The following is a 13,694-nucleotide window of genomic DNA, read 5'->3' as shown; positions in this document are numbered from 1 at the left end:
GCTTTGGGGCTTGTCCTGGGGGTCTGTCAGGCTTCGATCAGGCGGGCGTAGAAGTCGAGGGCCACGTCGAACCCGTCGCGGCAGTTGCGGTGCGACCGGTAACAGGGCCGCCAGGCCGAGCTGGCCCCCACCCCCGCCCGCGCGTCCCCCAGAGCCTGCGGCACGCGCTCCGGCCGGGGCAGCAGCCCGTGGCCCAGGTAGCGGACGCCGGTCAGCTCGGTGTGCGCGCCCGCCCCACCGGAGACGAAGCGGCCGAGCCGCCAGCCGCTCTCCTCGTCCCACACCAGCGCGTGGCCGTCGGCCAGCTTGACCGTGGCGTGACGCGGATCGCAGGGGCCCTCCCACCAGTCGGCCACCTCGGCTCCGAGCAGGTCGACGACGCGCTCCACATAGCCCGCCGGCTGCTGCAGCCACTCGTCGGTGTACGGCTCGACATGCCTGATGGCCACGGACGGCACCCCCTTGTGCCCTGAAGGTAAGAAAAAAAGCGACGGTGACCAACCATACCCGTGGCGAACTTATTCCGTTGCACGTCCGTCTAGTCATTACGGACGATATTTACGTCCACCACGGGGAAGGAGGGGAGCCCATGATTGCCACGATCCTGCTGATCACCCTGATGGCCGTCGCGGTGGCGGCCACGGAGCTCATCATGCGTTGCTCCTCGCAGGTTAAAGAGAGTGTCGAGCCGCCGACCGAGATCGTCGGGGACTAGTCTCAGGCGCATGTCCCTGCTTCTCTGGCTGCACATCGGTTTCGCCATCTTCACGATCGGCCCGCTGACCGCCGCGACGATGGCGGCTCCGCGGGCCATCCGCAACAAGAACGTGCCCGTGCTGCGGAACATCCAGCGCACGACGAGGATCTACAGCCTCGCCAGCCTGGGTGTGCTGGTGTTCGGCGTGGCCCTGGGCATCGCCGTCGGGAACGGCGTGCTCGGCCTCTGGTACATGACGGCGTCGATGACGCTGTTCATCGTGGCGATCGTGTTGCTGGTCATCATCGACCGCGACCTGCGCACCGCCCTCCGCGCCCTCGAGAGCGAGAGCGCGGACGACGACGCGAAGGTGCAGAACGGCCGGATCGCCGCGATCAGCGGCCTGCTGGCCGTGATCTGGCTGGTGATCCTCTTCCTGATGGTGGTCCCGACGCCTTGACGGTGGTCCCGACGCCTTGACGATTGTCCCGGTGCCCTAGCCGAGGGCCTGGGTGAGGTCGGCGAGCAGGTCGTCGATCGTCTCGATGCCGACCGACAGGCGCACCAGGTCGCTCGGCACCTCCAGGGGCGAGCCCGCCGCGGAGGCGTGCGTCATCCTGCCCGGGTGCTCGATGAGCGACTCGACGCCGCCCAGCGACTCGCCGAGCGTGAACAGCTTGGCCCGGTTGCACACCTCCACGGCCTCGGCCTCGCCGCCCGCGACGCGGAAGGACACCATGCCGCCGAAGCGCCGCATCTGCTTGGCGGCGACCTCGTGGCCGGAGTGCTCGGCCAGGCCCGGGTAGAGCACCTGGGTCACGCCCGGGTGCGCGAGCAGCAGGTCGACGACGCGTTCGGCGTTGTCGCAGTGGCGGTCCATGCGCACGCCGAGGGTCTTGAGCCCGCGCAGCGTCAGCCAGGCGTCGAACGGGCCGGCCACCGCGCCCATCGCGTTCTGGTGGTAGGTCAGCTCGTCGCCGAGGCCCTTGTCCCGCGCGATCAGCGCGCCGCCGACCACGTCGGAGTGGCCGCCGATGTACTTGGTGGTGGAGTGGACGACCACGTCGGCCCCGAGCGCCAGGGGCTGCTGCAGGTACGGCGAGGCGAAGGTGTTGTCCACGACCAGCAGCGCGCCGTTCTCGTGGGCCAGCTGCGCCAGGGCGGCGATGTCGGCGATGCCGAGCAGCGGGTTGGTGGGCGTCTCGACCCACACGATCTTCGTCTTCTGCGTCATGGCCGCCGCCACCGCGTCGAGGTCGTGCAGCGGGACCGGGTCGTAGTGCAGGCCCCAGCGCTCGTGCACCTTGGCGAACAGCCGGTACGTGCCCCCGTACGCGTCGTTGGGGATGATCACGTGATCCTGCGGCCTGCACACCGTGCGCAGCAGGGTGTCCTCGGCGGCCAGGCCCGAGGCGAAGGCCAGCCCGCGCGCGCCGCCCTCCACGGCGGCCAGCGCCTCTTCCAGCGCCGTCCTCGTGGGGTTGGCCGAGCGGCTGTACTCATATCCCGAACGCAGGCCGCCCACGCCGTCCTGCTTGTAGGTGGACGTGGCGTAGATCGGCGGCACGACCGCGCCGGTCAGCGGGTCGGGCTCCTGACCTGCGTGGATCGCCAGGGTCTCAAAACCGTTGGTCATAGGCCCCACGTTAACGGAAAGCGGCCCGCGATCCGTTCCCCAGCGGATCGCGGGCCGGTGGCGGGGCCGTCCCCCGACGGCGCCCGCCCGGACCCGTGCGGCCATGCCCGCGCGGGCCACGTTTCACGAAGGCTCAGGCCGCCCGGGGCTCGCGGGCCGTCGCGGCCGTCGCGGCCGGGGCGGTGAGCCGTACGACCTCCACGTCGATGTGGCGGCCGCTGGTGCCCTCCGCGTCCTCACCGTTGATGCGCGAGAGCAGCACGGGGTCGGCCAGCGCGAGCAGCGCCGTGACGACCAGTCCCAACCCCAGCAGAACGAACCCGATGACAACCATGTCCTGTCCCCCTTCCGATGTGTTCCAGCATCGCCGAGGGGCCGTCGCCGCCGCCTCCGCTGAAGGGCTGGTCCGGCGGCGACCGGGTCGGCCGATCGGTTGATACGAGTTGTCCGACTTCCGGCCTACTCTCGTGACGTGGGGGATTCGAAAGGCGTCGTGTACTGGGTCCGGCGGCTGAGCGAGATCGCGATGCTCGGCTGGCTCGGTCTGATGCTGATGCTCGACCTGGTCATCGCCGTCGGCACCGGGGGGCTGCAGTGGTTCGTGCCGTTCTGCGGCGCGGCCGGGATCGCGGCGGTCGTCCTGCGCCGGCGCCACCGGCTTGAGGGCTTCTGCGCGCTGCTGGGGCTGTCCTTCGCCGTGTCGCTGGTCATCGGGTCGGTCGACGCGCCGGGCGTGCCCGGCATGGCCGAGACGGGGTCGCTGCTGATCCTCCTCATCGGCGTGCTGCGGCACGTGGAGCCGGTACGGCGGGCGGCGGTGCTGTCACTCGTGGGGCTGGCCGTGCTGATGGCCGAGTCGGCCGGGCGCGACTACCGCACGGCGGGGCTGGCGTTCGCGTTCCTGCTGTTCGCGGGGTGGTCGATGGCCGTGGGCATCGGCGGCTACCTGCGGTTCCAGCAGGAACGCCGGACCGAGGCGGTGCACTCCGTACGCCGGGCCGAACGCCTCGAACTGGCCAGGGAACTGCACGACCTCGTCGCCCACCACATCACCGGCATCGTCGTCCAGGCCCAGGCCGCGCGTACGGTCGCCGAGAACAAGCCCGAGGCCGTGCTGCCCGCGCTCGACGCGATCGCCTCGGCCGGGTCGGAGGCGCTGACCTCGATGCGGCGCATGGTCACCGTCCTGCGCACCGAGGACGAGGCCGACCGCAGGCCCGGCACGACGCTGGCCGACCTGCGGCTCCTGACCGAGCGCTTCTCGGTCGAGGGGCCGAAGGTGGCGTTCGAGATCGGGTCGGGCATCGACGACCGGACTCTGCCGCCCGAGGTGATGACGACGCTGCACCGGGTCCTGCTGGAGTCGCTCACCAACGTGCGCAAGCACGCCACCCGGGCCGCGTGGGTGGAGGCCGACCTGCGGCGGTACGAGCGGGTGGTCGTGCTGCGGGTGCGGAACTTCGGCTCGTTCGCGTCAGATCCGCGGGTGTCCCGGCTGGGCGGCGGGTTCGGGCTGGTCGGCATGGCCGAGCGGGTGGAGGCGCTGGGCGGCAGGCTCTACGCGGGCCCGTCCCCCGAGGGCCCCTGGGAAGTGATCGCCGAGTTCCCGCTCCCCTGACCCGGCCGACCGATCGGCCGTGACCTCGCCGGGTTCCCGCTCCCCCGCGGCGAAGGACCGGGCGAACTCCGTCTCGCCCAGTTCGGTGCGCAGGCGGGCGGTGATCCGGTCCACGTCATGGCGTTCGCCGGCGGGAAGGGGCGCGCCGACGGCTCGCCGGAGCGCCGAGGCCCGTCCCAGCTTCCGCGCCGCCTCCACCCGCTGCTCGTCGCGGCCCGCGATCGACAAGGCGCCCGCCAGGCCCTCCAGGGCCAGCGCGACGGCCCTCGGGTCGCCCGTCGCGCGGGCGCTGGCGTACCCCTCGCGCTGGCGGGCCAGCGCCGTCCCGGCGTCGCCGCGCTGCTCGGCCACGAACCCCCACTCGGCCATGACGAACGCCGTCCCGGGCGTCCCCCGGACCTGCCGCAGCCAGTCGAGCGCGGACAGCAGGTACGACTCCGCCTCCTCGTACCGCCCCTGCCTGCGGGCGCTCATGGCCAGGCCGAGCAGCGCGTTCTCCTCAGCCGACCGGTACGACTGCGCCACCGCCAGCCGCCTGGCCCGCCCGTGGTAGTCGTCGGACCGCTCGTAGTCGCCCGTGAGCAGCGCGAGCCGGCCGAGCGCGGCCAGCTTGAACGACACGTCGAACCCCAGCCCCTCGGCCAGCCGCAGCGCCTCGTGCCGCAGCCGGGCCGCCCGCTCGTAGTCGCCGCGGATCTCGGCCAGCCGGTCGAGGACGTCCATGGCCTCGACCTGCCCCCACTCGTCCCCCAGCGCCCGGAAGAGGGCCAGGCCGCGCTCGCCGTCGCGTTCCATCGCCGCGAGGTCACCGCGGCCCACCGCGAGCTTGGCCCGCAGGCACAGCGCCGCCGCCACCCCCCACCGGTCCCCCAGCTCCTCGTACGCCGCCAGCGCCCGCCCCACCGCGTCCCGGTGCGCCGCGTGGTCGCCGTACGCCCAGCGGACGTAGCTGAGGAACCAGTCGGCCAGCGCGGCCCCCGCACGGTCGAGCGCGGCCCGGCGTACCGGCGGGGTGGGCTCGCCGAGCAGCAGCCCGATGCCGGCCAGCCACACCGAGGCCAGGGCGGCGGCGCTGTCCTCGCCGCCCGCCGCCAGCGCCGCCTCGATCGACCTGCGGGCCTCGCGCAGCCTGCCGCGCAGGATCCAGTACCAGGCGAGTGCGTTGGCCAGGCGCAGGGGCTCCGGTCCTGACAGGGCCAGCCGCAGGTTGGCGCTCTCGGCGTCCAGCCGGTCCAGCCACTCGTGCTGGCGCGGGCCGCGCAGCTCGGCGCGGGCGGCCAGGTCGGTGTAGTAGCGGGCGTGCCGCTCCCGCAGCAGGTCGTGCTCGCCGGCCTCGCGCAGCCGTTCGAGGCAGTAGGCGGTCACCGACTCCAGCAGCCGGTAGCGGGGGCCCAGGGGGCCGCGCGCCACGGCGACCAGCGACCGGTCCACGAGCCTGGCCAGCACGTCGAGCACGTCCACGCCGGGCTCGGCGCAGACCGCCTCGGCGGCCTCCAGGGTGCAGCCGTCGGCGTGCGCGGCCAGCCGCCGCAGCACCGCGCGTTCCTCGGCGGACAGCAGCTCCCAGCTCCAGTCGATGGTGGCCCGCAGCGTGCGCTGCCGGGCCGGCGCGTCCCGCATCCCGGCGCTGAGCAGCCTGAACCGGTCGTCCAGCCGGGCGGCCAGCTCCTGTACGCCGAGCGCGCGCACCCGCGTCGCCGCCAGCTCCAGGGCCAGCGGGATGCCGTCGAGCCGCCGGCAGATGACGGCCACGGTGGGGCCGGGCTCGACCTCCGCGCGGGCCGCGAAGAGCCGTACGGCGTCGGCCTCGGCCAGCGGGTGGACGACCCGGACCCGTTCGCCTGACACGCCCAGCGGCTCCTGGCTGGTGGCCAGCACGCGCAGGCCGGGCGCGGCCCGCAGCAGCGCCGAGACGAGCCCCGCGACCTGCTCGACCAGATGCTCGCAGTTGTCCAGGACCAGCAGCGCGCTCCAGCCTGCCAGCACCCCGGCCAGCCTGGGCGCCAGCGGCACGGAGTCGTCGTCGCGCACGCCCAGCACGGCCGCCACCGCCTCGGCCACGTCGGCGCCCCCGGCCCCGGCCAGCTCCACCAGCCACACCCCGTCGGCGAACCCGCCCTGCCGCGGCTCGGCGGAGCCCTCGGGGAAGGCCAGGCGGCGGGCTGCGTCGAGGGCGAGGCGGGTCTTGCCCACGCCGCCCGGCCCGGTCAGGGTCACCAGCCGCGAGTCCGCCAGCAGGGCGGCGACCTCGGCGAGGTCGGCGTCGCGGCCGACCAGCGGGGTGAGCGGCGCGGGCAGGTTGGTGAGCGGTCCGGGGTCGGCGGCGGGCGGCTGGGCGGCCAGCGAGGGGTCGTGGCGCAGGATGGCCCGGTGCAGCGCGGCCAGCTCGGGCGAGGGGTCGAGCCCCAGCTCCTCGGCCAGCCTGACGCGCAGCTCCTCGTAGCCGGCCAGCGCCTCGCTCTGCCGGCCGCCCCGGTACAGGGCCTTCATGTGCGAGGCGCGCAGCCGTTCGCGCAGGGGGTGCCGGGTGACCAGGTCGGCGAGGTCGACGTCGTGGCCGAGCGCGAGGCGTACCTCGGCCTGCTCCTCCAGGGCCGACAGGCGCAGCTCGGTCAGCAGGGTGATCTCGGGACGGGCGAACCCCTCGTCGGCGAAGTCGGCGTAGGCCGCGCCCCGCCACAGGGCGAGCGCCTGGTCCAGCTCGCGGGCGCGCTCACGCGGGGCGGCGCCGCGGCGTCCCACGAGCGCGCGGAACCGGACGGCGTCGCAGTCGTGCGCGGCCAGCCGGTAGCCGGCCGGGCCGTGGACGACCATGGCGGGGTCGCCGAGCGCGCGGCGGAGCTGGGAGACGCGGGCCTGGAGGGTGCCGAGCGGGTTGCGGGTGGGCCGGTCGCCCCACAGGTCGTCGATCAGCCGGTCGGCGGAGACCGGTCCGCCGCCGGCCGCCAGCAGGGCGGCCAGGAGCGCGCGGACCTTGGGCTCGGCGACGTGGATCTCCTCGCCGCCGTCCGTCCAGACGGCCAGCGGGCCGAGCACCCCGAATCGCACCATGCACAGACTAACCCGTAGCCGGTCATAAGGATTTCCGTAGGGCGGTGCCGCAGGCTCCCTGTCATGACTCAGGTGACAGTTGTGGGACTCGGCCCGATGGGGTCGAAGATGGCCGAGACGTTCCTCGGCGCGGGTTTCGACGTGGCCGTGTGGAATCGTACGGCGAGCAAGACCGAACCGCTGGTCGCCCGCGGAGCCCGGCGCGCGGCCTCGGCCGCGGACGGCGACCTGCTGGTGCTCAGCCAGATCGGCTACCAGGCGATGTACGACAGCCTCGGCGAGGCCGGGCTCGACGGGAAGGTGCTGGTCAACCTCAGCTCGGGCACTCCGGAGGAGCTGCGCGCGGCGGCCCGCTGGGTGGCCGGACGGGGCGGCACGCTCATCACCGCCGGGATCATGGTCCCGCCGCCGGGCATCGGGCAGCCGGGGGCGTACTCCTTCTACAGCGGCCCGAAGGACGTGCTCGACCGGCACACGGCGACGCTGAGGGCCCTCGGCGACGTCATCCACGTCGGCGCGGACGAGGGCCTGGCGATGATGTACTACCAGTCGCTGCTGCTGATCTTCTGGTCGAGCCTGACCAGCCAGATGCACGCCATGGCGATGCTGAGCACGGCCGGGGTCTCCCCGCTGGAGTTCCTGCCGTACGTGCGGGAGACCTTCACCCAGCTCGGCGGCGACGGCGTGATGGGGTTCGCGAAGATCCTGGCCGAGGCGTTCGCCGCCGGGAGCTACCCCGGCGAGCAGAACTCGCTGCACATGCAGGCCGTGGGCCTCGGCCACGTCGTGCACGCGCTGGCCGAGGCCGGCGTGGAGACCACGGTGCCGAACGCGCTGAAGGAGCTGTTCGAGCGCGCCGACGCCGAGGGACGCGGGCACGAGGGCCTCGGCACCGTGATCGAATCGATAAGGAGACCCTGATCAGTGGTTGGCGAGGAAGGCGAGCAGGTCCTGCCGGGTGAGCAGCCCGGCGGGCTTGCCGTCCTCCAGGACGACGGCCGCGTCGGCCTTCTCCAGCGCCTCGACCGCGCGCGCGACGGGTTCACCGCTGCCGATCGTGGGTAGCGGCGCCGACATGTGGTCGGAGATCGGGTCGTCGGAGGCGAGCCTGCCGTGGTAGAGGGCCTCCAGGAGGTCGCGCTCGACGATGGAGCCGACCACTTCGGCCGCCATGACCGGCGGCTCCTCCTTCATGACCGGAAGCTGGGACACCGAGTACTCGCGCATGATCGAGATGGCCGTGCCGACCGACTCGTGCGGGTGGGCGTGCACGAACTCCGGCAGGCCCGGCCCCTTGCGCGCCAGCACGTCGCCGACCAGGCCCTCGTCGGAGCTGGTGGTCAGGAAGCCGTAGTCGGCCATCCAGTCGTCGTTGAAGATCTTCGACAGGTAGCCGCGGCCGCCGTCGGGCAGCAGCACGACCACCACGTCGTCGGGCCCCGCCTTGGCCGCCACCTGCAGCGCCGCCACCACGGCCATGCCGCACGAGCCGCCGACCAGCAGCCCCTCCTCGCGGGCCAGGCGGCGGGTCATGTTGAAGGAGTCCTTGTCGGACACCGCGATGATCTCGTCGCAGATCCCGGTGTCGTACGTGGCCGGCCAGATGTCCTCGCCCACGCCCTCCACCAGGTAGGGACGGCCGGAGCCGCCGGAGTACACCGAGCCCTCGGGGTCGGCCCCGATGATCTTCGCCCGGCCCTCCGAGACCTCCCGGAGGTAGCGGCCGGTGCCGCTGATCGTGCCGCCGGTGCCGATGCCCGCCACGAAGTGCGTGATGCGGCCGTCGGTCTGCTCCCACAGCTCGGGACCGGTCGAGTGGTAGTGGGAGTCGGGGTTGTTGACGTTGGAGTACTGGTCGGGCTTCCAGGCGTTGGGGATCTCGCGGGCCAGCCGGTCGGAGACCGAGTAGTAGGACTCCGGGTGGTCGGGCGAGACGGCGGTCGGGCAGACCACGACCTCGGCCCCGTACGCGCGCAGCACCGCGATCTTGTCCTGGGCCACCTTGTCGGGCACCACGAACAGGCACCGGTAGCCCTTCTGCTGGGCCACGATGGCCAGGCCCACGCCGGTGTTGCCGGACGTCGGCTCGACGATGACGCCACCCGGCCGCAGCGCGCCGGAAGCCTCGGCGGCCTCGATCATGCGCAGCGCGATGCGGTCCTTGACCGAGCCGCCCGGATTGAAATATTCGACCTTGGCCAGCACCTGGGCGGAGATCCCCGCCGTGACCTTGTGCAGGCGGACCAGCGGAGTGTTCCCCATGAGATCGACCAGGGAATCGTAAACGCGCACCGAGGTGTTCACCTTCTTTGCCGAAGCTTGATCAGCTTGCCCGAGGCCGAGATCCAGTGGGGGTGGCAGGCCCTCGGCTAGTTTTCAAGCAAACGCTACCGCCGAGTTCGACCGGGAGGACACTACGTGGTCTGGGCAGCAGGCATGGCACGCGCGGCCAGGAGGATCGCGATGGCGGCGGCGCTCGGAGGTGGCGGGCTCACGGCTCTGGGAGCCACGGCGTACGGCCTGCTGATCGCCGAGGGACTGCTCGCGCGCAAGGCCATCGGCCGCCCCCACGGTCTGGACGGACCGCCCTCCGACGGCGTCTACGGCGATTTCCGCGGCAGACCCCTCAAGATGGTCATGCTCGGCGATTCCACCTCGGTGGGTCTGGGCATGACCGATCCCAGCCACACCCCCGCCGTCCTGCTGGCCAACGGCGTGGCGGCGGTGGCCGAGCGGCCGGTGCACCTGCTCGTGGCGGGCAAGTCGGGCGCCCCCTCGGCCGAGCTGCCCGAGCAGGTGGACGCCGCCCTCGCCATGCGCCCGGACGTGGCGGTCATCTTCGTGGGGGCCAACGACATCATCACCCAGACGCCGCCGGCCGTGGCGGTGCGCCATCTGGCCAAGGCGGTGCGGCGGCTGCGCGAGGCGGGCGTCGAGGTGGTCGTCGGCACCTGCCCCGACCTCGGTACGGTCCGGCCCATCGCCCAGCCGCTGCGCTGGGTGACCCGGCGCTGGAGCCGTCAGCTCGCGGCGGCCCAGACCGTCGCCGTGGTCGACGCGGGCGGCCGTACCGTGGCGTTCGCCGACGTCCTGGGGCCGGAATTCGATACAAATCCGACAGAAATGTTCGGACCGGATCGTTTCCATCCATCTGACCGAGGTTACGCGCAGGCCGCTTACGCGGTGCTACCGTCGGTGTGCGCTGCGTTGGGGCTGTGGCCTGAGCCGCGGCCCGCGCGGGGCGAAGGACTGCAACCGATCTACCTTGCGGCGGCAACGGCCGCGGAGGAGCCCGGCACCGAGGTCACCGCGACCCGGGTCGACGGGCGGGCGACGGGGCTCCACGGCAAGTGGGCCACGCTGTTCCGCCGGCGGCTCGGCGAGACGCCAACCGACGCCTGAGCGCGCCCGGCGGGCGGCTCGACGATCCCACCAACGCGTGATCGTGCGCGCCGGGGGGCTTGACGACGCCTGATCCGGTCACCCTCCGAGCCTTAGCCGTCACTCCTCGTCCTCTTTTGGAGTGAATTGCCTGTGCTCCGGCCCCTCATGAAACCTTCCCTGGCCCTCGCGGGGACCCTCGCCCTGACCGCCTGCTCCGGCAGCGACGCCGCCACGGCGAACTTCCCCTCCTGGCAGAACACCCAGGTCAACGCGGTCAGCCGGATCGTGTCCGCGGCCGGTGTGGTGACCACGACGTCCATGAAGCCCGACGGCACGCTGGAGACCGTGGCGCTCGGCCTCGAAGACGGCCGGCGCCTGTGGGCGTACCCGGCCACCATGGCGGGCCGCCTGCCCGGCATGGGCGTCTCCGCCCCCGCGGTCGTGGAGACGGCCAAGGGCCGGGGGTGGTCGTGGCCCTCGACCCGGCGCGGAAGGGCCGCTGGAACGCCACCCTCATCGCCCGCGACGCCCGCTCCGGGGCGCAGAAGTGGGCCAGGCCCATGCACTCCACGTTCGGGCCGCAGCGCTGCGGCCCCTACCTGTGCGTGTCGGAGCACACCGCCCTGACCCACGCCCGGATGGTCGTGCTCGATCCCGCGACCGGCCGGGTGATGTGGAAGCTGCCCGGCATCTCCGAGGTCGAGTGGTCCGACCCGGCCCGGGTCCTGCTGCTGCGGATGGCCGCCAACCCCATGATCGAGTCCTACGACGTCAAGACCGGCAAGCTGCAGTGGCAGCAGCCGATCGAGCAGGCGCTCGGGCCGGGCATCGACCTGTCGGGCGGGTGGGCGTTCGGTTCGACCGGCGACAACCTGGTGGGCTACGTCGCCCCCTACACCAACCCCCAGACGAAGAAGGTCTCCACCTTCGGGCTGTTCTCCGTCAGGATCAGCGACGGCACGGTCAACTGGATGCGTCCCTCGGTCGTACGCGTCTACCCCAGCGGCAGCCCCGGCTACGCGCCCGTCGTCCGCCCGGTCGACCGCCAGGGCGCCTACGGCGGTTTCGCCAGGCTCGACTCCGAGACCGGCCGGGTGGTCGGCCAGATCACCGCCTCCGACGTCCCCGGCTCGGGCTGGTGGCTGGCCTTCCCCGACCGCATGGACAAACTGGGCTTCCTCAAGCACGACGCCAAGGGCAGCGCGTTCGACCTGGTCTCGGGCAAGCCCGCGCAGGTGGGCGAGGAGCGGGGCTGGTCCTTCTGCGTCACCGACCCCAAGCCGCTACCGCTGCGCGGCCAGGCCCCCGGGTTCTACTCCACGGCCGCCGTCTGCGAGTACGACCTCGGCACCGGCACCCGCGTCTCCCCCATGAACGCCCCGCCGCCCTGGTTCACCGGCAGCCAGGACGGCTGGCGCCTGTGGCGCGACGAGAAGGGCGCCGTGCACGCCGTCAACGACCACACCGCCACCGCCCCCGGCATGTACGGCTGAGGCGGGGCCCCGGGGCGCTTGCGAGGAGGACTGGAATATAGTTCTAATATCAGCGCCGGACACAAGGAGGGGCCATGCCCGAGGCAGTCATCGTCGCAACCGCGCGTTCACCGATCGGACGAGCCTTCAAGGGGTCGCTCAAGGACATCCGTCCCGACGATCTGACCGTACAGATGATCCAGGCGGCGCTGGCCAAGGTGCCCCAGCTCGACCCGAACACGATCGACGACATCATGCTCGGCTGTGGCCTGCCGGGCGGTGAGCAGGGCTTCAACATGGCCCGGGTGGTGGCGGTGCTGCTCGGGCTCGACACCGTGCCGGGCACGACCGTCACGCGTTACTGCTCCTCCTCGTTGCAGACGACGCGGATGGCCTTCCACGCGATCAAGGCGGGCGAGGGCGACGTGTTCGTCTCGGCCGGCGTCGAGACCGTCTCCCGCTTCGCCAAGGGCAACTCCGACTCGCTGCCCGACACCCACAACCCGCTCTTCCTCGACGCGACCGCCCGTACCAAGAAGACGGCCGAGGGCGGCCACACCTGGCACGACCCCCGCCAGGACGGCGTCGTCCCCGACATCTACATCGCCATGGGACAGACCGCCGAGAACCTGGCCCAGCTCAAGGGCGTCAGCCGCCGCGAGCAGGACGAGTTCGGCGTGCGCTCCCAGAACCTGGCCGAGAAGGCGCTGGCCGACGGGTTCTGGCAGAAGGACATCACCCCCGTCACGCTCCCCGACGGCACCGTGGTCAGCAAGGACGACGGCCCCCGAGCCGGCACCACGTACGAGGGGGTGGCCGGGCTCAAGCCGGTCTTCCGCCCCGACGGCACGGTCACCGCGGGCAACTGCTGCCCGCTCAACGACGGCGCGGCGGCCCTGGTCATCATGAGCGACGTCAAGGCGGCCGAGCTGGGCATCACGCCGCTGGCCCGGATCGTCAGCACCGGCGTCAGCGGGCTCTCGCCCGAGATCATGGGCCTCGGGCCGGTGGAGGCCTCCAAGCAGGCGCTGTCCCGGGCCGGGATGGCGATCGAGGACATCGACCTCGTGGAGATCAACGAGGCGTTCGCGGCGCAGGTGATCCCGTCGTACCAGGACCTCGGGATCGAGCTCGACCGGCTCAACGTCAACGGCGGGGCCATCGCCGTCGGGCACCCGTTCGGCATGACCGGGGCGCGCATCACCTCGACGCTGATCAACAGCCTGCGCCACCACGACAAGAGTCTCGGCCTGGAGACGATGTGCGTGGGCGGCGGCCAGGGCATGGCGATGGTGCTGGAGCGTCTGTCCTAGATCGTGCTCTGCGGCCCCGCGCCCGGCCTTCCCGGCCGCGCGGGGCCGTTCGCGTGCCGGCGGTCAGCCCTGACGGTCGGGCCCGGCCTGGAGCGGCGTCACGCGCACGATGACGCGCCGCTCGCTGACCATGGCCTCGCGGTAGCCGTCCCAGTCGGGGTGTTCGCCGGAGATGTCGCGGTAGTAGGCGACGAGCTGGTCCATCGCCTCCGGCAGGGAGACGATCTCGGCCGTGCCGTCGACCTGGAACCACTCGCCGAAGAAGCCGTCGGCGAGCACGCAGAGCGAGACGCGGGGATCCCGGCGGATGTTGTGCACCTTCATCGCCGTCTCGCGGGTGCTGATGACGATGTGCCCGCCGGCCACGCCCGCCAGCACCGGCGACATCTGCGGGTGCCCTCCGCGACGGCTGGTGAGCAGGACTGCGTGGTGGTTCGTCTCGATGAAGCCGAGCGCCTTGTCCAGATCCATGTCTTCATGATGACGCGCCCGTGCTCAGAGCACGGGCGCGGGGATGGGGAAG

General features: G+C 72.4%; 12 protein-coding genes and 1 pseudogene. 7 read left to right on the top strand and 6 right to left on the bottom strand.

Translation table 11 applies throughout. The features are described from left to right. Positions 1-26: 26 nt before the first annotated feature. Positions 27-449, bottom strand: coding sequence for a DUF6292 family protein (locus ACNF49_RS09920; protein ID WP_357974693.1), 423 nt, complete (start codon positions 447-449; stop codon positions 27-29). A 140-nt stretch (positions 450-589) separates the two neighbouring features. On the opposite strand from ACNF49_RS09920, the gene ACNF49_RS09915 reads away from it, so the two are divergent. Then, positions 590-715, top strand: a complete 126-nt coding sequence (locus ACNF49_RS09915) for a hypothetical protein (protein WP_352326121.1) — start codon at positions 590-592, stop codon at positions 713-715. A 10-nt stretch (positions 716-725) separates the two neighbouring features. Continuing rightward, positions 726-1,157, top strand: a complete 432-nt coding sequence (locus ACNF49_RS09910) for a DUF2269 family protein (protein ID WP_358010299.1) — start codon at positions 726-728, stop codon at positions 1,155-1,157. Positions 1,158-1,193: 36 nt separating this feature from the next. Here the strand turns inward: ACNF49_RS09910 and ACNF49_RS09905 are convergent, their stop codons facing one another. Both ACNF49_RS09905 and ACNF49_RS09900 read right to left on the bottom strand, forming a co-directional pair. Then, on the bottom strand, positions 1,194-2,333 hold the full coding sequence (locus ACNF49_RS09905) for a cystathionine gamma-synthase (RefSeq protein ID WP_482943496.1): 1,140 nt from the start codon (positions 2,331-2,333) through the stop codon (positions 1,194-1,196). A gap of 133 nt (positions 2,334-2,466) precedes the next feature. Next, a complete protein-coding gene (locus tag ACNF49_RS09900) occupies positions 2,467-2,667 on the bottom strand; it encodes a hypothetical protein (protein WP_482943495.1) in 201 nt (66 codons plus the stop codon). A 192-nt stretch (positions 2,668-2,859) separates the two neighbouring features. Here ACNF49_RS09900 and ACNF49_RS09895 point away from each other — a divergent pair. Continuing rightward, positions 2,860-3,522: pseudogene (locus ACNF49_RS09895) on the top strand (histidine kinase dimerization/phosphoacceptor domain-containing protein); the annotation flags it as partial. A gap of 285 nt (positions 3,523-3,807) precedes the next feature. Here the strand turns inward: ACNF49_RS09895 and ACNF49_RS09890 are convergent. Further along, complete coding sequence (locus ACNF49_RS09890) at positions 3,808-7,002, bottom strand: AfsR/SARP family transcriptional regulator (protein WP_482943494.1); 3,195 nt, start codon at positions 7,000-7,002, stop codon at positions 3,808-3,810. 72 nt (positions 7,003-7,074) lie between these two features. Between ACNF49_RS09890 and ACNF49_RS09885 the strand changes: the two genes are divergently transcribed. Further along, positions 7,075-7,923: an NAD(P)-dependent oxidoreductase gene (locus ACNF49_RS09885; protein WP_357974708.1), complete on the top strand. Its 849-nt coding sequence runs from the start codon at positions 7,075-7,077 to the stop codon at positions 7,921-7,923. Here the strand turns inward: ACNF49_RS09885 and ACNF49_RS09880 are convergent, their stop codons facing one another. Beyond that, a complete protein-coding gene (locus tag ACNF49_RS09880; RefSeq protein ID WP_482943493.1) occupies positions 7,924-9,294 on the bottom strand; it encodes a cystathionine beta-synthase in 1,371 nt (456 codons plus the stop codon). A gap of 126 nt (positions 9,295-9,420) precedes the next feature. Here ACNF49_RS09880 and ACNF49_RS09875 point away from each other — a divergent pair, with 126 nt between their 5' ends. The 3 genes from ACNF49_RS09875 to ACNF49_RS09865 all read left to right on the top strand — a co-directional run bounded on the left by ACNF49_RS09875 (position 9,421) and on the right by ACNF49_RS09865 (position 13,171). Next, positions 9,421-10,404, top strand: a complete 984-nt coding sequence (locus tag ACNF49_RS09875; RefSeq protein WP_498702275.1) for an SGNH/GDSL hydrolase family protein — start codon at positions 9,421-9,423, stop codon at positions 10,402-10,404. A 446-nt stretch (positions 10,405-10,850) separates the two neighbouring features. Then, on the top strand, positions 10,851-11,879 hold the full coding sequence (locus ACNF49_RS09870) for a PQQ-binding-like beta-propeller repeat protein (RefSeq protein WP_482943491.1): 1,029 nt from the start codon (positions 10,851-10,853) through the stop codon (positions 11,877-11,879). A 74-nt stretch (positions 11,880-11,953) separates the two neighbouring features. Then, positions 11,954-13,171 carry an acetyl-CoA C-acetyltransferase gene (locus tag ACNF49_RS09865; RefSeq protein WP_357974719.1) on the top strand — a complete coding sequence of 406 codons (1,218 nt, stop codon included), beginning with the start codon at positions 11,954-11,956 and terminating at the stop codon, positions 13,169-13,171. Between the two features lie 63 nt (positions 13,172-13,234). On the opposite strand, the gene ACNF49_RS09860 is transcribed toward ACNF49_RS09865, so the two are convergent. Continuing rightward, the gene (locus tag ACNF49_RS09860) at positions 13,235-13,642 is read right to left on the bottom strand and encodes a PPOX class F420-dependent oxidoreductase (RefSeq protein ID WP_482943490.1); all 408 of its coding nucleotides are present in this window, start codon (positions 13,640-13,642) and stop codon (positions 13,235-13,237) included. Positions 13,643-13,694 lie beyond the last annotated feature (52 nt).

It is taken from the genome of Actinomadura sp. ATCC 39365, from assembly GCF_054392275.1.
This window is presented reverse-complemented; position numbering and strand designations above follow the sequence as displayed.

Bases quoted from the DNA above. Each gene is read 5' to 3' on its own strand.
- ACNF49_RS09860 (WP_482943490.1), bottom strand. From the start codon at position 13,642: ATGGATCTGGACAAGGCGCTCGGCTTCATCGAGACGAACCACCACGCA.
- ACNF49_RS09905 (WP_482943496.1), bottom strand. From the start codon at position 2,333: ATGACCAACGGTTTTGAGACCCTGGCGATCCACGCAGGTCAGGAGCCC.
- ACNF49_RS09910 (WP_358010299.1), top strand. From the start codon at position 726: ATGTCCCTGCTTCTCTGGCTGCACATCGGTTTCGCCATCTTCACGATC.
- ACNF49_RS09915 (WP_352326121.1), top strand. From the start codon at position 590: ATGATTGCCACGATCCTGCTGATCACCCTGATGGCCGTCGCGGTGGCG.
- ACNF49_RS09865 (WP_357974719.1), top strand. From the start codon at position 11,954: ATGCCCGAGGCAGTCATCGTCGCAACCGCGCGTTCACCGATCGGACGA.
- ACNF49_RS09900 (WP_482943495.1), bottom strand. From the start codon at position 2,667: ATGGTTGTCATCGGGTTCGTTCTGCTGGGGTTGGGACTGGTCGTCACG.
- ACNF49_RS09890 (WP_482943494.1), bottom strand. From the start codon at position 7,002: ATGGTGCGATTCGGGGTGCTCGGCCCGCTGGCCGTCTGGACGGACGGC.